Annotated in this window: 23 protein-coding genes; 9 read left to right on the plus strand and 14 right to left on the minus strand. The window is 46.0% G+C overall.

What is annotated here, in order from left to right:
• Positions 1-21 precede the first annotated feature (21 nt).
• Together NC796_RS11095 and NC796_RS11100 are read right to left on the minus strand one after the other, a co-directional pair.
• The gene (locus tag NC796_RS11095) at positions 22-201 is read right to left on the minus strand and encodes a hypothetical protein (RefSeq protein ID WP_310684470.1); all 180 of its coding nucleotides are present in this window, start codon (positions 199-201) and stop codon (positions 22-24) included.
• On the minus strand, positions 167-1045 hold the full coding sequence (locus NC796_RS11100) for a porin (protein WP_310684471.1): 879 nt from the start codon (positions 1043-1045) through the stop codon (positions 167-169). Before NC796_RS11100 ends, NC796_RS11095 begins: the two co-directional genes overlap by 35 nt.
• Before the next feature lie 259 nt (positions 1046-1304).
• Here NC796_RS11100 and NC796_RS11105 point away from each other — a divergent pair, with 259 nt between their 5' ends.
• The 5 genes from NC796_RS11105 (at position 1305) to NC796_RS11125 (ending at position 4943) form a co-directional block, all read left to right on the plus strand.
• Positions 1305-1925 carry a hypothetical protein gene (locus tag NC796_RS11105; protein ID WP_310684472.1) on the plus strand — a complete coding sequence of 207 codons (621 nt, stop codon included), beginning with the start codon at positions 1305-1307 and terminating at the stop codon, positions 1923-1925.
• Between the two features lie 93 nt (positions 1926-2018).
• A complete protein-coding gene (locus NC796_RS11110; RefSeq protein WP_310684473.1) occupies positions 2019-2384 on the plus strand; it encodes a FixH family protein in 366 nt (121 codons plus the stop codon).
• Positions 2385-2405: 21 nt separating this feature from the next.
• Positions 2406-3863, plus strand: a complete 1458-nt coding sequence (locus tag NC796_RS11115) for a hypothetical protein (RefSeq protein WP_310684474.1) — start codon at positions 2406-2408, stop codon at positions 3861-3863.
• Positions 3864-3896: 33 nt separating this feature from the next.
• Positions 3897-4469, plus strand: coding sequence for a hypothetical protein (locus tag NC796_RS11120; RefSeq protein ID WP_310684475.1), 573 nt, complete (start codon positions 3897-3899; stop codon positions 4467-4469).
• A 336-nt stretch (positions 4470-4805) separates the two neighbouring features.
• Positions 4806-4943, plus strand: a complete 138-nt coding sequence (locus NC796_RS11125; RefSeq protein WP_310684476.1) for a hypothetical protein — start codon at positions 4806-4808, stop codon at positions 4941-4943.
• Between the two features lie 88 nt (positions 4944-5031).
• On the opposite strand, the gene NC796_RS11130 is transcribed toward NC796_RS11125, so the two are convergent.
• Positions 5032-5982, minus strand: a complete 951-nt coding sequence (locus tag NC796_RS11130; protein ID WP_310684477.1) for an NmrA/HSCARG family protein — start codon at positions 5980-5982, stop codon at positions 5032-5034.
• A gap of 229 nt (positions 5983-6211) precedes the next feature.
• Here NC796_RS11130 and NC796_RS11135 point away from each other — a divergent pair, with 229 nt between their 5' ends.
• On the plus strand, positions 6212-7054 hold the full coding sequence (locus tag NC796_RS11135; RefSeq protein ID WP_310684478.1) for a S1-like domain-containing RNA-binding protein: 843 nt from the start codon (positions 6212-6214) through the stop codon (positions 7052-7054).
• A 31-nt stretch (positions 7055-7085) separates the two neighbouring features.
• Here the strand turns inward: NC796_RS11135 and NC796_RS11140 are convergent, their stop codons facing one another.
• From NC796_RS11140 to NC796_RS11180, 9 genes are all read right to left on the minus strand, one after another.
• Positions 7086-8690, minus strand: coding sequence for a hypothetical protein (locus NC796_RS11140; protein ID WP_310684479.1), 1605 nt, complete (start codon positions 8688-8690; stop codon positions 7086-7088).
• A 6-nt stretch (positions 8691-8696) separates the two neighbouring features.
• A complete protein-coding gene (locus tag NC796_RS11145; protein ID WP_310684480.1) occupies positions 8697-9050 on the minus strand; it encodes a hypothetical protein in 354 nt (117 codons plus the stop codon).
• 292 nt (positions 9051-9342) lie between these two features.
• Positions 9343-10362 carry a hypothetical protein gene (locus NC796_RS11150; protein WP_310684481.1) on the minus strand — a complete coding sequence of 340 codons (1020 nt, stop codon included), beginning with the start codon at positions 10360-10362 and terminating at the stop codon, positions 9343-9345.
• A gap of 98 nt (positions 10363-10460) precedes the next feature.
• Positions 10461-10949 (minus strand): lipocalin-like domain-containing protein, encoded by a 489-nt coding sequence (locus NC796_RS11155; protein ID WP_310684482.1) that lies wholly within the window; start codon positions 10947-10949, stop codon positions 10461-10463.
• Between the two features lie 348 nt (positions 10950-11297).
• Positions 11298-11894, minus strand: coding sequence for a MarC family protein (locus NC796_RS11160; protein ID WP_310684483.1), 597 nt, complete (start codon positions 11892-11894; stop codon positions 11298-11300).
• 130 nt (positions 11895-12024) lie between these two features.
• Positions 12025-12471 carry a hypothetical protein gene (locus NC796_RS11165; RefSeq protein ID WP_310684484.1) on the minus strand — a complete coding sequence of 149 codons (447 nt, stop codon included), beginning with the start codon at positions 12469-12471 and terminating at the stop codon, positions 12025-12027.
• A 41-nt stretch (positions 12472-12512) separates the two neighbouring features.
• Positions 12513-12914: a DUF1801 domain-containing protein gene (locus tag NC796_RS11170; RefSeq protein ID WP_310684485.1), complete on the minus strand. Its 402-nt coding sequence runs from the start codon at positions 12912-12914 to the stop codon at positions 12513-12515.
• Between the two features lie 107 nt (positions 12915-13021).
• Positions 13022-14821: a histidine kinase dimerization/phosphoacceptor domain -containing protein gene (locus NC796_RS11175; protein ID WP_310684486.1), complete on the minus strand. Its 1800-nt coding sequence runs from the start codon at positions 14819-14821 to the stop codon at positions 13022-13024.
• Between the two features lie 295 nt (positions 14822-15116).
• Entirely contained in the window at positions 15117-15689 is a 573-nt protein-coding gene (locus NC796_RS11180; protein WP_310684487.1) for a pentapeptide repeat-containing protein, read from the minus strand.
• A 260-nt stretch (positions 15690-15949) separates the two neighbouring features.
• On the opposite strand from NC796_RS11180, the gene NC796_RS11185 reads away from it, so the two are divergent.
• Both NC796_RS11185 and NC796_RS11190 read left to right on the plus strand, forming a co-directional pair.
• Positions 15950-16372 (plus strand): hypothetical protein, encoded by a 423-nt coding sequence (locus tag NC796_RS11185; protein ID WP_310684488.1) that lies wholly within the window; start codon positions 15950-15952, stop codon positions 16370-16372.
• The gene (locus NC796_RS11190) at positions 16369-16569 is read left to right on the plus strand and encodes a helix-turn-helix transcriptional regulator (protein WP_310684489.1); all 201 of its coding nucleotides are present in this window, start codon (positions 16369-16371) and stop codon (positions 16567-16569) included. Before NC796_RS11185 ends, NC796_RS11190 begins: the two co-directional genes overlap by 4 nt.
• A 54-nt stretch (positions 16570-16623) precedes the next feature.
• On the opposite strand, the gene NC796_RS11195 is transcribed toward NC796_RS11190, so the two are convergent.
• Positions 16624-18054 (minus strand): PLP-dependent aminotransferase family protein, encoded by a 1431-nt coding sequence (locus tag NC796_RS11195; RefSeq protein ID WP_310684491.1) that lies wholly within the window; start codon positions 18052-18054, stop codon positions 16624-16626.
• A gap of 119 nt (positions 18055-18173) precedes the next feature.
• On the opposite strand from NC796_RS11195, the gene NC796_RS11200 reads away from it, so the two are divergent.
• Positions 18174-18980, plus strand: coding sequence for a PhzF family phenazine biosynthesis protein (locus NC796_RS11200; RefSeq protein WP_310684492.1), 807 nt, complete (start codon positions 18174-18176; stop codon positions 18978-18980).
• 85 nt (positions 18981-19065) lie between these two features.
• On the opposite strand, the gene NC796_RS11205 is transcribed toward NC796_RS11200, so the two are convergent.
• Entirely contained in the window at positions 19066-19491 is a 426-nt protein-coding gene (locus NC796_RS11205) for an ester cyclase (RefSeq protein ID WP_310684493.1), read from the minus strand.
• Positions 19492-19818 lie beyond the last annotated feature (327 nt).

Consider the following 19818-nt stretch of genomic DNA (forward strand, 5'->3'; position numbering starts at 1 on the left):
AATGTATAGCGGCTTCTGTTTTTAAAGAGCTACCTGCATCTGCACCGTGAAGAGGTTTCCAAGATCAGGATTCAAGTGATCCTCAAGTAGTTCATAATTAAGAGAAAGGCGTGTATTTCCCTGAAGATAATAACTTGTCCCCAGCATAAGTGCAGTCAGATGGTCGTCATCTGCTGATGTATTTGGGATCGTAATATTCATATCGGGCAATAGCTTCCAGGTTTTCACTAAACTTATAGCCACCCAACAAATACCCTCCATGCATCTCCCTGCTGTTACCAGTGGACAACTCATCCTGGCGAAAAATATACTCGCTCCGCAGAAACACCGGGTTGCCCTTGTAGTTGACATCCGCACCTACCTTGTAGCGGGCTTCGTGATTATCCAAAGAGGAATTTGGCCGATACTGACCCAAGTGTCCTGATATCCCCAGCTCAAAATTATCGGCTAAATTCACCCCAACACGTCCCATCAGATCTTTGGGATCGAACTGTTCGGTTTGATTGGCCCCTTCACCGTTCACGAAAGCTACCGCATAATTCACGATGGAGTGGCGACCACTTACTCGAATGCCCACATCTCGGAACATTGTAAATGTGCTAAGTCGTCGTATGGCATTTGACCGTTCAATCGAGGGATTTAGAAAAATGGGCTGGGGACCCTCTAACCCGAAAGGAAGCAAAAACTGACCGGTACGAATCTGGAGTAGCGGATCAATATCAAAATCGATAAACGCATTAACCAAACGGGGCGTATTGTTGGGTGGTTCTGCATACCCGCCAACCAGGTTTATACTAATGCGGTCCGTGATGTCTCCCACAACCCCAACCCGTGCGCGGTGAATGGCAAAACGGGCGGGGGAATTGGGCGCATCATCTGCGATGAATTGCTGCTGAAGGAATCCACCAAATTTCAGTGAAGGAAAGGCTCGCTTCTGTTCATCAGTGACAGATTGCGCTACCACGCTCTCAAATTGAACTATGAGTATAAATACTAGCAAACTCGAAAAAACAATAAATATTGATACAGATCGGCTATTTGACATGATATGATAAATTTATGATTAAGCTTGCGGAGGTCGGTTTATCTCCTATTCCATCCCTTTCTCTGATCAGCGGTGCTGACCGCTCTGCCAAAAAATCCGAGAATAAAAACCATAAATAGAAAACCAGTAGCAAATATTTTTTTGACGTCACCCACTTGTTATTCTTTAGAAAGGGTTTTATAATCAGTGGACAGAAAAAAGGGCTTAAACTCTGTTAGAGGGGTACCTGGTTACCACCAACATTAAAATCGGTTAGGAAATGGCGCATAAAACAGCTACACACGAACAGGCTGCCCCTGTTCAACCCTCATGGCAATCTTCTTACAATTATTCTTACAATTATTGGGAGGAAAAACTTAATACGATATGGCATGAACGCGGGCTTCAAATTTTTATGGTTATTGTGATGGCCCATTGGGCGGAGCATCTTGCACAAGCCTATCAAGTATATGTTCTGGGTTGGCCTATTCCAGAATCGCTTGGGTTTTTAGGACTCTATTTCCCTTCTTTGATTGCATCAGAGATATTGCACTATGGGTATGCCATTGTCATGCTCGCTGCGCTATGGATCTTCAGAACAGGCTTTACCGGGAAGGCCTATACCTGGTGGATGATCTCTTTCTGGATACAATTCTGGCATCACATTGAACATGCCCTGCTACAGGGACAGGCGATCGTAGGTGAAAACCTGTTCAATTCCCCGGTCCCGATCAGCATCGTTCAGCTTTGGGTGCCCCGTGTTGAACTACACTTGATCTATAATACATTGGTGTTTATTCCCATGATTGTGGGTATGTATTTGCACATGTTTCCACCACCCGGCGAAGAACAGCACATTAAATGTTCCTGTGTTGTGCAGCCGAGATCATCAGCAAAATAATTATTGAGGCTACCGGCAAATATGCCTTTTTGGAGTTTTAGTATCAGTGGTGACCAATTTTCGTATTACCCTTTAGCAAAAAAATCGAAGCTTTTGTTCCTCCTGCTATGCTTCACAATTGCTGGATGTCAATCCTCTGTAGATGACCATTCTGATGTCAAGCTGAACTGGGAAATTGAACCCGATCCGCCGAGCGTAGGCATGGCCACCATCGACATTACACTGAGAGACAGTACTCAACAATTATTGACAGGGGCGAAAGTGAAGCTTGAAGGAACGATGTCTCACCCGGGCATGAAGCCGATTCAGGCCACGGCTGAAGAAGTAGAACCGGGTCATTACTCGGCCGAAATGGAATTCACCATGGGTGGAGACTGGATCCTTTTGGTCACGTCCACCCTTCCTGATGATCGCATTGTAGAAAGACAGATTAAGATACCCGGAGTTCGTTCAGAATAATAGAAGGACAGGTATGATATAATGAGTGCTAATAACAGTATACCGGGAATGGGCGGTGGTACAAACCTGCTGAAACTCCCGGTTATCGGAGATTTCCTGCGCTGGCGTCATTCACGCATGTTCCTGCAGAGTATCACGCTTGTCATTGCACTGGCCATGATTCTGCATGGTCTCTTTGGACCGGATTTGGCTCCACGAAACCTTTCAACCCTCTTTACCTGGGTGCATTACCGGGGTATTCTAGTGCTCATCCTTTTGGTGGCTGGTAATTTTTTCTGTATGGCGTGCCCGTTTATGTTGCCGCGCGAGCTGGCCCGTCGATTTACCAAGCCGGTACGTAACTGGCCTCGCTGGCTTCGCAACAAATGGCTTTCAATCGGTCTTTTTGTAGCGATCCTGTTTGCCTACGAATATTTTGACCTGTGGGGCTCACCATGGTGGACCGCCTGGCTCATCATAGGCTATTTTTCGGCGGCGCTTTTGGTAGATGCATTCTTCAAAAAGGCATCGTTCTGCAAATATGTATGCCCCATCGGTCAGTTTAATTTCATCTCCTCTACCGTCTCTCCGTTCGAAGTAAAGGTAGCCGATCCTGACATGTGCCTTACCTGCGAAACAAAGGACTGCATCAAAGGCACGCGGGATCCCAACGATCACGACAATGTTATCCAGCGGGGATGTGAGCTGGCTCTTTTCCAACCGAGGAAAACAGGCAACATGGATTGTACTTTTTGTATGGACTGCGTGCATGCGTGTCCCCACGACAATGTAGCCGTAGCAACCAAAGTACCGGGCAGTGAGCTCTGGGAAAAAACGCGCCGTTCCGGCATCGGGCGTTTTACCAACCGCAAGGACCTGTCCGTGCTTGCGCTCATTTTCACTTTCGGAGCTTTGCTTAATGCCTTTGGCATGGTGAGTCCGGTGTACGCTTTCCAAAACTGGCTGGCAGGTGTATTGCACACCACCTCTGAACTGCCCGTGCTGGCCACCCTCTTTTTCCTTATGCTGGTGGTTGAGCCGGTTGTGTTACTGGCGGCAGCAGCTTTTGGCACTAGCAAATGGACTGCGACTCATGAAAAGTTACTTCCCGTGGTCATGCGCTATTCCTATGCGCTGGTACCTTTTGGATTTGGCCTGTGGCTGGCTCATTACAGCTTCCATTTGTTTACCGGCATCTGGACGTTTGTGCCCGTTGTTCAAAGCGTCCTGGCCGACTTGGGAATACCCTTGTTGGGTGAGCCGATGTGGCGCCTTTCCGGGATGCAGCCGGGACTGGTCTACCCGCTTGAGCTGGGCTTCCTTAGCCTCGGCCTTTTGGGATCGCTGCTCGTTACCTATAAAATTTCATTCCGGGATTACAAAGCACGCCCCTGGCAAGCTTTCATCCCCTGGGCAATCCTCTGCGTGGTGCTTTTCTGCGCTGCCCTTTGGCTGCTCAATCAACCGATGGAGATGCGGGGTACTTTTCTTGGAGGCTGATTGTTAACTTAGTGAAGAATTGAAATTACTTTTATGGATTCAACACCCAACGAAGATAACCGATTTGCAATGAACAAATGGTGGCCTGCCCTCTTTTTTTGTTTGAGCCTGATCACCCTGGCACCTCGCTCAATAGCTCATGAAGGACCTCCGTTTCCTATCATCGTTGACAAAGAAGTGGGACCGTACCTGGTGTCGGTTTGGACAGACCCGGACATCGGGATCGGAACTTTCTTTGTGGTTATGGAGCCGAAAGACGAATCCGCCATCCAAGATGACATTAGATCTGTACAGGTCGGCGTTGTCCCTGCCTCAGGGAGGCTTGATGAAAAAGTGTATACCGCAGAATCTCAGCGAACCCGAAACGGGGCTCGTTATATGACTGAGGTGGAGTTTGACAAAGGTGAGATGTGGAAAGTACGAATCATTTTAGAGGGTAACGGCTGGGGCGATGAACTGCATTCTGAGGTCGAAGCAACACCGGATGGGTCAATCGGTCCCATTGCTGTTGTCATTTACGCACTCCCCTTTGTGGGAATCGGTATTCTCTGGATTCGAGCCATCATGCGCCGTCGTGAAACGGTAGATGAGGGAGAGGAAGAGTAGTTCTGCAGGTCAGCGAAAAGGATATATGAGCCAAGACCCATCTCATTTGCAACGAAACCAATCTATGTTTCTGTTGCTTGCCTACCTTCGGCTTCTGGAAACAGATACATCTCTATCAAAATCGAATAGTGGACAAAAGCATGTATCATATAGTCGAACGCCGTAATTTGAGAGGATGAATCTCATGGACTGCCTTCCACCCGGGTTCACGAGCGATACTTGAACCGACTTTCAAGCTGTACTGTCGAGATCGAAACAGGAAAAATGTAACATATACACCCGCCGGCTCTCTTATAGGGGGTAGTCAAATAAAAGGCAATCTTATTACTCCATAATATGACCTCGCTAGATAGAATCGCATTTCTACTCAGCTATGGATATGAAACGATCCGCACCTTTATTTCTGCCGAAGAGCTATTGGCGGAAATGGTGATTACACTGCTATTCATAGCCCTGGTGATTATTGCCCTGTAAACGATAGCATTTCAGGGCTATTTCATATTTTTTGCTCACAATTAATTTAGACTTGGGTCCCGCCAAAGAATGACGGAACCCAAGTAGCTTAATTCAACGGAATCCGGTCTTTATTCTTTGCAAGCCACTGATCAAAGGTCTGCAGAGATGGATTCAACGACCGTGCAATATCCAGGTTACGGGCGCCACTGTAACTCTCTTCAAAATCACGCTTAAACTGGAACATATTGCCAAGATCATCAGCACCCGGGAAACCCAATCCTCGATATGTTTCAGGGTTTATCGAGTTGTATGTCACCTTTTTCCCCAATGCTTTGCTCAGTGACTCCGCCATCTGTGATCCTGTCAAATTCTCACCGGAGATCGCAACGCTTTTACCAATAAATTCCCTCCCTTTCTCGAAAATCCCATAGGCACACCGGCCGATATCATCAGATGCGATGCCAGGAAGCTTTTTGTTGTCCATCGGCAGCGTAAAGGTTAGTGTTCCATCTGTTCCCACTTTGGGGGCCATACCGAAATAAATCAGGTTATCCCAGTAGAAGGAGGTGTGTAAAAAGGTCACAGGCAAATCAAGTTCAGTAAAGAAAGTGTTGGCTTCCCCTTTGGCATCAAAATGAGGCACTTTGTATTTACCCATCAGTGTGGGCATGCGGTTGTCGGTGAGTGGTACCCATTTTCGGGTGTCCTCAAGCGTGGACCAAATTACATGTTTCAATCCAGCTGCTTTTGCTGCCTGGGCCATATTCCGCGCCTGCTCCAGCTCTTTTTCCGGCGACATGTGATCCCAGAAAAAAGTTACGCAAAACGCCCCATAGGCCCCTTTAAATGCTTTTTCCAGGCTCTTGAGATCATCAACATCGGCCTGGACTACTTCAGCACCTAGTTTTTTCAGTTCCAGGGCCTTTTCGGAATTTACGTTTCTTGTCAACGCCCGTGCCTTGAACTCTCCGCTTTTGTCCTCATGAATAGCTTGAACCAATCCTCCACCCTGTGCTCCGGTGGCTCCTAACACAGCAATAATTTTACCCTTGTCCATAGTATCCTCACTATAAATGTTATAGTCATTTTAATATAACTTTTTGTGCCCTCCCAAAATTGTGTCTTCAGAAAATATTTTTAACTCGCTGAGGTGAAACTATTGCAGCTGACAACAAATAACCACTATACCAATCAACTAATAAAACACTGCCTTGATTAAACTTGGTTTATGAAACCTGAGGGACTTATCTTTGTGCGTTAATCAATTCAATATCCAAAAATTATTCATGTTCAACCTAGGTACCTACCAGACTCTCAACGTAGCACGAATCACAGATCACGGATACTTTCTTGTCAACACTTCCTCCAAGACAGACGAGACGGTTTTGCTACCCAATAAGCTGGCTGACCGCAAGCTTCAGAAGGGAGAAAATGTTCGCGTTTTTCTCTACAAAGATGGGGAAGAACGCATTACCGCCACCATGCAGGAACCAAGGATCACACTCAACAGTATTGCTCTATTGAGAGTCAACGACACCAATATATACGGTGCTTATCTCGACTGGGGACTCGACAAAGACCTGTTTGTACCCCACAGCGAACAAACCGAGAAGATGCAGGTGGGCCAAACCCGGCTGGTTTATATGTATCTCGACCGGGAGACTGATCGCCTGGTGGCGACCGCTAAAATCGATCGATACCTGGACAATGAGAATATAAAGCTTCAAGAGAAAGAGAAGGTTGACCTCTGGATCTGGGATGAAACCGAGCTTGGATACAATGTGATCATCAATGAGCAGTACAAAGGGCTTGTTTATCACAATGAGTTTTACCGCGATATATACTACGGGGATCAAACCACCGGCTATATCAAAAAAATCCGCGATGACAATAAGATTGACGTTACCCTACGGCCGATCGGCTACAAGAAGGTAGAGCCAAACGCGAAGCATATCCTGCAGCGGTTGAGACAGCTGGGTGGTTATCTTGACCTTCATGACAAAAGCGACCCCAAAGAGATTCACCAGCGCCTGGAGATGAGCAAGAAAACTTATAAGAAAGCGATCGGTCGCCTCTACAAGGAGAACATTATTACTATTGAGGATGATGGTATTTACCTGGTAGAGTGATTTTCAGCTTTTGAAAACAGAGTTTCACTAATCACCTCAAAGAAGCTATCAGCTCTTCATCCACATCCTCGTTGATTTCAGACAGCCCGGTAGTATCCAGAAAATCGTTGGAAAATACCTTCGCCATTTCAGGGGAGAGCAGAGCGCTCCTCAGTTCCTTCCATTTTTCTGCTTTGTTACCGTACATATAGTCAACCAACCCCGGATAGGCCCAATCCGCATTTTTACCCCAGTGCAGCGTAAACGGAATATCGTTGGCTTTCAGGGCATCGATCATCAGGTGAGAAAACTCGGTAAGGCTCGGCAGTCTATCCGATTTTTCCCACAGCACTCCATCGATCTCAATCATGCAGGTGATGGGAAATTTTGTAAAGGCCAGCGTCGCATCCGATTGCTTGACAAAACGCATTGCAAAGAGCCCGGGGAACGGCCCCTCCTCCCGTGCCACTTGTGAGAGGATCTCCCACGCTTTCGATGAGTCCCGGTGATCTACACCAAAAGAACAGGCAAAAGCCGGTCCCTGGTATTGAGAGTCCCAAAACAGTTCGGCGTGCGTACCGGTCGTACTCTGATCGACTGATGGTAGCACAACATCCGTAAGCTGGTCGATAAGCTTAGGTATGATATTCGGATGTTGTTCGGCTACTTTGATAAACAGGTTGATCAGCTCCCGGTAGGTCGTCTTCTGCACTGCCGGGAAGGGATCAGGATATGGCACTTCGTATGGCTTTTTGTAGAGCACTTCCACGACATACTGATCCTCATCATTATACGGATTCATAAACACTTTGTAGTGGAATGGGCGGAGTGGCTTGCCGTCCTCATCGGTCTCCCCATCAATCTTGAATTCTGAATTCTTGAAATCCAACGTATCGGCCAGCTTCAACGCTACTTCCTTGTCCACTTTCACTACATAGCGATTAAGCAAGAACAGGTCCTCGGCCTCAATAACGACCCCGTGAATAAACCCGAAAGCCCCGAGACCAACCAGCGCGGCATTAAAAAGGTCGTCATTCCGAATCACTCGCGCATTCAATTTCTCACCAAACGTATCGCTCAGTGCCGGGCGGGAGTGGCGTTCCAGGTAGACGATGTCGTCCGAATTGGGGCCAATAATCAAGTTGAGTCCGACCACGTAATCCGGTATGGCTCCCACATCGATGGCCGACCCGTGAACACCGGTTGAAATGCTGCCGGCAATCGTTTGGCCGTTACTGGCACCACTCGTTTTCAGGGATTTCCCGTGTGAACTCAGCGTCTGCGAAAGCTCCTTGATTGTGTTCCCGCACTCAAAGAAGAACAGGTCCTCCGGGTCATAGGCCGTATCCTCGTGATAATATTCATCCTTAAGCGGCAGGTGCAAATTCATATAACCATTGTAGTGCATCCGGTCCTTGTGATGAGCTATATTCGAGAGCGACCACCGGGATCCATAGGCCCGGAAGCCCTCACCGGCGTCGACCGTTTCCTTGAGAAGCCGCTGAATCTCACGAGCAGCGTCGTTATAGCGCTCAGTTTTGGAAGGGAATACCGCCTCTCCCTCCAATTCCGTAACATAAAGTCGTTTCAGCGGGAAGGGTCCATTTCGGTGCAACGTATCCCATTTATCTTTTTTGTGATGTTTTGTCCTGGCCATAATGATCTAGTTTGAAGGTTTCATGCAAACGTATTTAAGTCTCACCTGCCGTTTCCTGCCAAACGTAACGGCATTCAGCAAAATACCGCCGAATGTATTCCGATACTCCACGGTATGTAGGCCGTCGTCAGCGCAGTCATCTATCAGCATCGTAAAATCTTTATCAACCACTCCCATATTTATTACGGTGTCCTTTTCCACAACCATCATATCACGAAAATAATCGTTGCGTTCGCTAAAAGGATCGGGCTTGGGTACACCTTCCACAGTTTTAAATCGAACGCTGTAACAGGAGGTCAAAAAAAGCAACACTAATAGAATACCAAATGGTTTTGCGCGAAGAGCGTTTTTCGTTTTCATACAACCAGATTTTCTTTTAGAGATATGATTAATTGGAATTATTTTGAGCGGTGTATTCCCGCAGCGGGTACTCTCGGATTACCCCATACGCTTAGTGATCCCGATATAAGAAGAGGTTATCCCCTACCTGATGTTACAGTACCTTTGATTGGCAGCAGACTCCCCCATCTTTTTTCACAACACGTTATTAATCATAAAGTTATAAGAATCAACCAAATATCAAAGCTTAACGGCAACGGGCCCAAAAAGGAAGGGATTGAAGTAATCGGATACGCTCTGAAAGGAAAAGGAATCACGTCCAGTTGTTTCGTACTCTCTTTACAGCATCTATTGCCAAATTCAGGTAGTTCGTGCCGTTAACCTGGAAGTAACCAATATGCTGCTCTCCGTCGGCATCAAAAAATGAGCCGTTTCCCCATTTCACCCTGGTCCCCGCGTTGTCTCGAATCTCTCCATATTTCCATAGATCTTCCAAGAACTCAGCCTGGGCCTCGGCATTCAACAGTGACCAGTTTTCTTTTCCCCGTTCATTTACCTCCAGCTGCCAGTTGTATGCATCCTCCACGAACCACTGGGCTGTCAAGGCATCACTGGTATAACGCGGCCCGATTTGCTCGTACTGCCAAGCATGCGTAGCTTCATGGACCAGCAAATCATCGGAGAAATCAGCTCTTTTCATATAAATGGTATTGCCGAGCGTAAATGCCCGATCGCTCAACCCAAAAATGCCGGAACGCCCTTCTATGATGCCAATCACATAATAATTTAATGATCTGTTGAACACCTTTTTGAGCACGGCTTTTTCTCTTTCCGAGAGTGGTCGTTCGATATCCTGGAGATATAATACAGACTGCGCAAAGGCCAGCGACTTGCCAAGCACCACAATGATTGTGCCCGCAATGGGTGACCAAATTCCCGACAGGCTCTCTTTGACCATTGACAAGCGGCCGGTCAATATACCCGCCAAAAATTTAATTGTGCCCTCCGCAATACCGGCGGAAATACTCAACAGTCCCTTTATTACGGCAGCGATAAGCGAAAAAATTCCTCGAACCGAATTGCCTAGCCATGAAAAAAGCAATTGTATCCTGAGGCGCTCTCCTATCCAGTTAAACAAGCTGTGTATGCCTACACCGGTGCTTTCGGGGATGTTGGCAACGGCATCACTGGTGTCGTTGAGTCCTCCACCTATGGTATTGGCCAGATCTTCCAACCATCTTCTTACATTGTCCCATGAACCCATGCTATTCCGATCCGCATTTAGTGATTTATATATCGGTGCAGCTACGTTCTCATCACGTTTTAAAGCCATCGTAAAGTTGGTTAAATGAAATGTTCAAAGCAAGGGAAGGTTCAACTTCCCCAAATCTGCCCTAAACTAGGGATTGGTGCGGGAAAATGTAAGCTTGATTAATCAATTCTTACCCACACTTCACGCAATTCTAAATCATACTCTTCCAATCCCAGGGATTTCATGGGGAGTACCCCAGTTTGAATCCACTTGTCATTGCCTTCCATTTTATAAGTAAACTCAATAGAGGTTCCTGTAAAGTTGGGATTTAAAAAATAATCAACATGCTCAATGTACTTATTCCCCTCAATTGTATAAGCACCACCTCCGGCGCCAAAAGTTCTTGCAGCCGCGAGCAGTTCAGCATCAGTGCCTCCTTCCGTGAACTTGTCCCTGTTTGGGTTCTGCCCCATCCAAACATGGTAATCCCCGGTTATCACTTTGATCTGTTGCCACTCTTCCATGTCTGTGTAGAATGTGGTATCAGGATTGGTGTAACTTGCTGATTCCAGTTGCCACACTCCCTCAAGTGGACTCTCATTTCCAGTATTAATTGAACTTAAAAGGGCTAATAGTGCGGATATCAATATTATGGCTGAAGTTTTCATTTCTCTCCTCCGTTAGTAATTAAGAAGTGATAAGGGCAGGAGCAGCCTGTAGAAATGATTGTTGTAGTTTACAAATTTGTACTCTCTAATACTAGAAGAAAGCTTTGCAAAACCTTGGTATATAAAACTGTCATCGCGTCCACCAACAGGCGGATTGGGACTGTCTCAGGCCGTATTGTGTAGGGGATTGCCGCACTCCATTCACTTCGCACACCTTTGCCAAGGCTACGGTGCACTCCCGTTCATTCGCAATGACACCATAGTATTTCAAAGCCCTCTCATAGTAATATCATAGTAATAATAGATGAGTAAGCTAATGGAAGATGCAGAGATAAGGCTACCGTAACACTATCCGGCAATATTTACTATCCCGTCATACACAAACTGGATAGCAAGCGCCGCGAGAATGACTCCCAAGAATCGTCTCAAGATCTCATCGCCAGTTCTGCCAATCACTTTTTTCAAATATTTGGCGAGTAACATAAGAATCAGAGTAAGTGACAGGACAGTAAGTATTCCCACAGTGACCGCTATGTCGGCACTCATCTCCCCAGACTGCGAAAACATCAAAATAGACAGCGTCAATGCGCCGGGGCCGGCAAGCATGGGAATCGTCATCGGGAATACCGATATATCCTTTTTCTGTGTAGCGGATGAATATTCGACCTTTTCCGTAATCATATTAAATGCGGTATAAAACAGTAACAGTCCACCGGCAATCCGGAGAGAATTGATATTGATTCCGAGCTGATTTAGTAGTGGTTCTCCATAATTACCAAAGACGACCAGGAGGAAGATTGAAATGACAATCGTCTTAAATGCCATCTTCCTGCGATGCTGAATTTCTCCTTCAGGAACAAGCGAGTGAAAAACAAGCGCCGCCCCAATGGGATCGATAATGACAAAAAAGCCGGTAAGTGCGTTTAAGAAAACTGCTATATCCATATCTATATCTATTCGGCAAACAGGAAATTAGAACACCCAAGAATAGCAATTAAAATTACCGTGCTCAACAGACTGTTTTTCAGGGTGGGCTCAAAATTATGAAATTACAGCTATGACTTAACCTGCCTGTTTATCGATAGTTGTGGTAAGGCGCTTGTGTTACCATTCGGCATAACGCTTGAGCCCCCACCTTCCCGGCATAACGCCAACGCATACGAGACAGAACATTCACCTGCATATTATTTTGTGAGCTCACGGCATCAGAATAGTACAACAGATGATTGCCCCCGTGCTGAATGCCTGGCAGATCCCTAATTTGCCAGTTGTGTTGAAAGAATTGAGGAGTCTCTACAGTGTAATATTGATCATGATATTCCACCAAAATGGCATGTGTCCCACTCCCCAAACAGCGTTTTACAACCTCATACTCCTGTGCCTGGAGTGTGCCGGGCAGTAAAAACAGTATGACGATCATCCATCTCATTTCATTGTGGTAAGCAGACCGGTATCGCTGAGTATTTCTAACGATTAGTGTGACAAAATATTGACTGTTCATCCCGCTTTTTTGAATGCCCATGGCAATTTTTGAGGTTCTTTGGAAGAAAGCTGCTTTTTCCCTTATGAATTCCTTATTTTTTCATCGACATCCTTCGCTTCAAACAGATAAACTTTGAGCACGTCCGGCTCAATTTGCCTAATGGCGGTGAACGTTTTCGTACAGACCTCTTTTCGGTCTCCTTGTTCCAGGTACTGCATATCATCTCTTAGCATATGCCCCCTGCAAAATCCGATTGCCACTCCTTCTTTTATTCCGCCCCAAGGGACGGACGCTGGCCAGATGTAGCAAATTCTTGAGTGGCGGTAATAGAATGGAACATTATACGCCAGTTTTTCCTCGCATTCTGGTATGCATTCGAAAACCAAGGCGCGCAGGTATTCCACAATTTTCCGTTCTCGTCCTGGGATGAAGTCGAGCATCTCAGCCACACTCCTAAACTTCGTTGGCTGTAATTTACTCAAGGTCGTTTATTTTGTATTTAATTTTGCAACAACAATATAGCAGTCCGTTATGACAATCCTATGTCAATGGAAGAATACACTTAACCGGCTGCTCTGTCCCTCCCCTCCTATGTCAGTTCCGAATTATCAATCTTGGAATGTGCCCCCTGGTTTTGAACCTTAAACCTAATAACTATACCGAATCCGGTCTCATCTTCCAGCTTGTATCTTGCATTTAGCTGGTCCAGCAGCGTTTTAATCAGGGTAATTCCCATTGAATTCGACTGATCAAAGATTGCTCGATTGAATCCTCGGCCATTGTCCCGGAAAATAAATTCAATATTGCTGTCTTTTTCCTCTATTCGAACGATGATCTCTGGATTCACAACATCTTCAAAAGCGTGTTTAAAAGAGTTCGTTATCAATTCATTGAGAAGCAATCCCAACGGAATGGCTTGGTTAATGTTGACATTCAGGCTTTTCAGGTCCCGGGTTATATCTACCTTTTTGCCACTGGGTTGGTAGGTCTGCAAAATCCGGTTAATCAGCTTGTCGATATACTCATCAAAAGATATTTCCGAAAAATTATCCGACTCATACAGCATTTCATGGACTTCCGAAATGGAGTAGATACGATTTTGCGTATCATTCAGCAGGCTTACAACTTCCCGCTCTTTCCCGTCTTTGTGCAGTTCAATCAGGCCTATGATGATTGCCAAATTGTTTTTAACACGGTGATGGATCTCCTCAAGCAATACCTTCTTTTCTTTGAGTGATTTCTCCAGCTTCTGATCGTACTCCTTCATCTTCGTGATGTCCTCAACCAAAACAAGCATCTGCTCATCATCTCCGGTAATATCACCAAAGTGTAGTCGAAACCATCCCCGGTCACCATTCTTCCGGGTTCGTTGAACTTCGACATTACGAAATCCGCCATTTTCATTGCTCCTACCCAATAGTTCCCCAAATTCACTATTCTCCTCGTCTGAAACAAACGGCACTACATTCCCGATCACCTCCTCTTTTTTCCAGCCAAACATCTCTTCAGCTGACTGGTTCCAGAAGTCCAATAAAATGCCATTAGAATTCATGACCAAAATTGCCAGGGGTGAGGAATCGATGAGGGAACGAAGCTTTTGATTCGCCAGCTTATACGATTTTTCTGTTGATGATGCCTTGCGCATGAAAAAGAAGGTAATGGCAAACAGCGAACTCAACACCAGGGCCAGCACCAGGTTCAACGTATTCCCCGCCATAGAGTTTGTCTGGCGAAACAGGTAGTTGGGGGTCATCGAAAGCTCCCAGCTTTCCCTGTTGGCATCATAGGTGTTGATGGTATCGACCATTTGCATCCCCGTCCCCATAAAGGCGGCTGTACCCCGGGGATCACCAAAGGTGTAAAAGACTGTGCCTTGATCATCTTTCACCTGTAGATGATAGTGCTCAAGACCCTTCATTATATTATCAAACCGTTCCGTGAAATCCATGCCGGCAGTAATACTGCCACTAAAACGCCCATTGATGTACACCGGAGCATCGACAAGGAATGCAGAATCGCCCTGCACAAGTGCAAGCCAGTGGGTCATATTAAAGAGGGAGTCCCTTCTCGCTTTATTCCAGTCAGCATTGCGGTAATCCAGCTTGGTAATATCCAAACCTATCGCCTCTTTGTTTTCCTGGGCAGGTTCCACGCGCTGGATGACCCCTGCGCTGTCGATCCACTCTATAAACAAAAAAGACGGTTCCTGTCTTACAGTCCTTGAGGCGTCCTCGCTCCAATATTCAAAATAACCGCCCCCCGTTATCTCCAGTCGGTGTTTTAAATTTTCAAGGCGGGCTACATTATCGGTCAAGACCTCTTGGAATTGCTGGACCACCAGTTGCTTGGTATCTGAGATTTCGGCAACCATCGATTCCCGTAATCTCATTTCATTTACTTGCCATATGGAAACTACAAGTACACTCAGAAGCAGCCACAGAGTTACAGACAGTAGAATTCTTTTTTTCTGCGTTGTTTCCATGGCGCTCATTCCCAAGTTTGTTTCTCACTCAACAATCACACTCCTGCACTCGCCTTTGGCATTCTAAAAACTCCAAGTAACGTATTAATTTCAGTTTTTAAAAATTTAGCGCTTTCAAACTGGGAATAGTCATTTTAATTAAAAACGGTAACTAGCTGTTCTGCAAGGATGACCCGGAACTTTAACGAAGAGGTGGGGCGCCTCAACCAATCTCAATTTGATACTTGTCCAGCAAACCAACAGCCCCTGAAAGTGAAAATTTGGCTCCCTTCAGGCGGTTACGTTCCGGGTCAATGGAATAATTGTAGGAAGTTCGGAAATCACCCTCTTGGAGGTTATTATTATCAAAAGTAGCTTTTTCCAGATCGCAGTCATCAAAGAGAGATTTACTTAAATCACATTCTAAAAAAATTACTTCCTTCATTTTTGAGTTTTTAAAGGTCGTGTTCTGGAGCTTAACCTTATAGAAAGAAGCGTGATTTAGGGTACAGTTTTCGACCTTTAGTGCCAAACCAAAATAAGTGCCGTTTTCAAAGTTCAGCCCCAGCATCTTGCAATTCCGGAATATCACATCCTGGAGCCCGGTATTCCCCAAATTCACCATGCTCAGATTGCAACCGGAAAATTCACATTCCAGGAAACGTATATCCGAAAAGTCGGAGCCGGAAAAATCACATTTAATAAACTGGCAAAACTCGTACTCCCCTTTTGGTAGTGATTTTTGGGAGTAGTCTTGTTTCTCAAATGTTTTCTCTTCTACGAAAACCTTCTCCATGGAGCTGTAATATTTGGCACTGGGAATGTTCTATGGGATAAGTAACAAATTTTATTGATGAAAAAGAATTGCCCCCGACTTTCAAAGCACCTGGTCACAATATCACGTTTACAAGCATGATAGTGGCCAACAAATTAACGAGCTGCAATTCCCCCAATGTCAAACAAACCAAATATTTTGTAAAGTTTGCTTGACTCTCATTCTGAATAAGACTAAGTTAGGTCAAGCAACCTTTGCATTATGACAAACGAGGTATACATATGGAAAATAAAAATATCAACGCTGGAAACTGGACTAGTCGTACAAACAAAACCGTGCACCATCTGGCAATCTGGACTGGCGGCTGGGTTTTGACAATGGCACTGGCGACGTTTGGGCCGCAATTTTTGTGGGTAGACAACCAATTTCTAACCATTACAGCAATTGTGCTAAATCTTGCGATAGGTCTCGGAATGATACTGGCCAATATACGGCATTTGAAAGTTCTGGATGAAATGATGCAGAAAATACAGCTTGAAGCTATGGGACTTGCGCTAGGCCTAGGTGTCGTAGGTGGTCTAAGCTATTCCCTTTTGGACGTTACCAATATCATCTCTTCTGATGCGGAAATATCATATTTGGTCATATTGATAGCCCTCACCTATATCACAGCAGTTTTCATCAATCACAAGAGATACCAATGAAAAATCGCTTAAAAGTACTACGTGCCGAACGGGACTGGACGCAAGCCGACCTGGCCCAGGCGCTTGAAGTGTCCAGGCAAACAGTCAATGCTATTGAGAATGGAAAATATGATCCCAGCCTGCCTCTGGCCTTCAAAATTTCGCGTCTGTTTGGTATGCCGATTGAGGAAATTTTTGAGGATGGGGAAGGCTCTTGATATGCTGTAAACTCAACTCTGACTCTAAACTATCCTTTTATCAAGTTACTACTGCTATTGATTTTCAATAATATCCCCAAGCTTCTTCAGTCCCTGGTCCGTCTTTCCGCTATACGGACGCCCGAAACTGATCCGGATGTAATTCTGGAACTGATCGCCCGTAGAGAATATTTGGCCAGGGGCTATACTGATTTTTTCTTCAAATGCTGCCCGGTACAACTCAATGGCATTAATCCGTTCAGAAAGTTCAATCCACAGCACGAATCCCCCCTTCGGCTGGCTGATACGGGTTCCTTCAGGAAAATACTCTTTAATCGCCTGCGAATACTTTAGGCACTGGATATGCAGCTCTTTCCGAAGACGCTTCAGGTGCAGATCATAACGGCCTTTTTCCAGGAAATGGGCCATCGCCCGCTGGGTAAGTGTGGGAGAAGCCAGGCTATTTATGTACTTCTGGTAATAGACCTCCTTATTGAATCGGCCGGGAATACACCACCCGATGCGAAATCCCGGGGCCAGTGTCTTGGAAAATGAAGAGCAGTAGATCACCCATCCCTCCTTGTCGTATGTCTTGCACGTGTTGGGGCGGTGCTCCCCATAAAACATCTCACCATAAATATCGTCCTCAATCAATGGCACCTGGTGTTTCGTTATAATCTCCACAATTTGGCGTTTGGCCTCGTCCGGGATGCAGCTGCCCAGGGGATTATTAAAACTGGGAATCAGCACAACCGCCTGCACCTGGTTTTGTTGAAGAGCCTCCTCCAATCGCTCCGGGGATATGCCCGCACCCGGGCGTGCCGGTATTTCAAGGACATTCAGATCCATGCTGGCCAACAGCTGGAAGATGCCGTAATAGGTCGGACTTTCTATGACGACAGTGTCTCCAGGCTTGGTTACGGCCCGCAGGCTCACCGACAGCGCCTCCATGCATCCCGCCGTGATGACGATGTCATCCTCATGAAACGTCCGCTCCCAACTGAGGGCCAGCTTACTGATTAAACGCCTCAACCCAGGATTTCCGCGGTGGTGTTCATAACGAATGCCATTTGTGGGATCACTGCGATACGCCGCCTGAATACTTCGTTTTATTTTTTTGAGAGGCAAAAGTTCCGGGGCAGGCACCGCCGTGGAAAGCTCGAGGTATTCCTCCGTGACGGGCTGCTGGATTACCTCATCGATAAACTCACGGTTGGTAATTTCTGTGACATCAACCTTGTGGTCGGTGAAACTCGGGGCGCTCAGTTCTTTGTCCGGCACAAACCTCACGTAATAACCCGACCGCGGGCGGGATTCGATGAGTCCCTTGCCCTCCAGCTCATAATAGGCATTGTATACCGTGCTCATGCTGACATCCATCTTCTGGGAGAGCATCCGCACCGAATCGAGCTTGTCTCCCACCTTCAGGGTACCGTTGGCAATGCTGTCTTCAATGGTCCGCGCTATATTTTCGTACAGAAAGAGTTCTTCATCTCCAGCACTCATAATTCCTTATTCCCAAATCTGATGTGGTCAGTTTTTTAAAATCTGAATCTGTTTTCTCTATTGAATATGCTCCATATTCTTCCAACAAACAAATCCCGAACAAACCAAAATCACTCACAATGGATATCAAACAATTTGTTGTAGATGCGTTTACCAATGAACCGTTCAGTGGAAATCCTGCTGCCGTCTGCCTTTTGGGAGAACTTCTTCCGGCAGAAACAATGCAACAGATAGCAGCAGAAAATGCACTGCCAGAGACGGCTTTTCTCACCCGGAATAGTGATGCCCGCTACAACATCAGGTGGTTTACCCCAGACATCGAGATGGATCTCTGCGGACACGCTACCCTGGCTACGGCCCACGTGCTGTGGCATCACCTGGATCATCCTCAAAAACGGATTCAATTTAGTTCAAATAGTGGTGTATTAGAGGTTTCCCAAAAGGATGGTCGCTATATCCTGGATTTCCCAGCCCGGAAGCCTACTCCAGCTACATTGCCGGAAACGATCAAAAAGAGTCTTGATGTGCAACCGGTTGAGGTACTTAAAAGCCGGGACTATATCCTGATCTACGAGGATGAAGAACAGATCATCCAGCTTTCACCCGACCAAAAAGTTCTGGATGACATCAACCTGGATCCGGGTGGCTTCGCCATAACCGCACCGGGAATGGAGTGCGACTTTGTCTCGCGATTCTTTACTCCTGGTCGACAGATATTTGAAGATCCTGTAACAGGTTCTGCCCATTGCTCACTGGTGCCATACTGGGCGGAGATGCTGGGTAAAAACAAGCTGCATGCACGACAGCTTTCCGATCGGGGAGGTACGCTCTATTGCGAGAACCAGGGCGATCGGGTATTAATAGGCGGCAAGGCTCGAACCTACTCGGAAGGTACTATTTTTGTGGAAGTAGCCGCAAACGCCTGACCATCTTTCGACACGTTAATTTGCTCACCCCCAGCGGATGGGCGTAACCATCCGCTGGACTATATTTGACCATGAGTTAATAACTTTACACCGCGGCACCCGGCTTAAGTACTTCCACACCAAGCTGCTGCAGCATGACAGCAGTATCAAAATATTCACGTTCGGCATAAATTTTGTCGTCACGGAACTCCATAATACTGCAAACGGGAACCTTGGCTTTTTTGCCCGTGGGAGTAATGCCCATCAGTTCTCCCTTGTGGGTTCCACTTCCAACAAATTCAGCAACAACAATATTGCCGGCCACATGAATATACTTGACGTCCAACCGAAGATCGGGGAACGCGTTAGTGTACATCTCCCCCACTCCGATTCCTGCTTCGATACCTTCATGACGCTTACCATCTGCACCTGTATAGCTATATTTCGGGTGCATGAGCTTTCGTGCTTTGTCGAATTCTCGTTTCGGAATAGCCTTCAAGTATTCTTCCACGATTTTTTTGAGATTAGCCATAATAGCAGCTTTCTATTCCCCTCCATCCTGCACTGTCGGGGAGTGGTGATTTGATCACCCTTGCAGGCAGGTGTAACTGGATTGTTTTTGGTGGGATGAAAACTCAAATTACTGAGAAGTTTATTTATTTCAAATACTCTGAATGAGGATAAAACCACTTTGGGCTTATGAATGAATAGCATTATTTGGAATTCAGCTAGAAATACAAATAAATAAAAATACCTTACCTAAAAAATAAATTATGTAGCAGACTATACTAAACATCCATAGCTTCTCTGATTTAAGCACTAGCTTCCGATAAATACCAAATCAATTTAACCAGGATTA

The sequence above is a fragment of the Aliifodinibius sp. S!AR15-10 genome (genome assembly GCF_031569985.1).
GTDB lineage: Bacteria > Bacteroidota > Rhodothermia > Balneolales > Balneolaceae > JAMQKA01.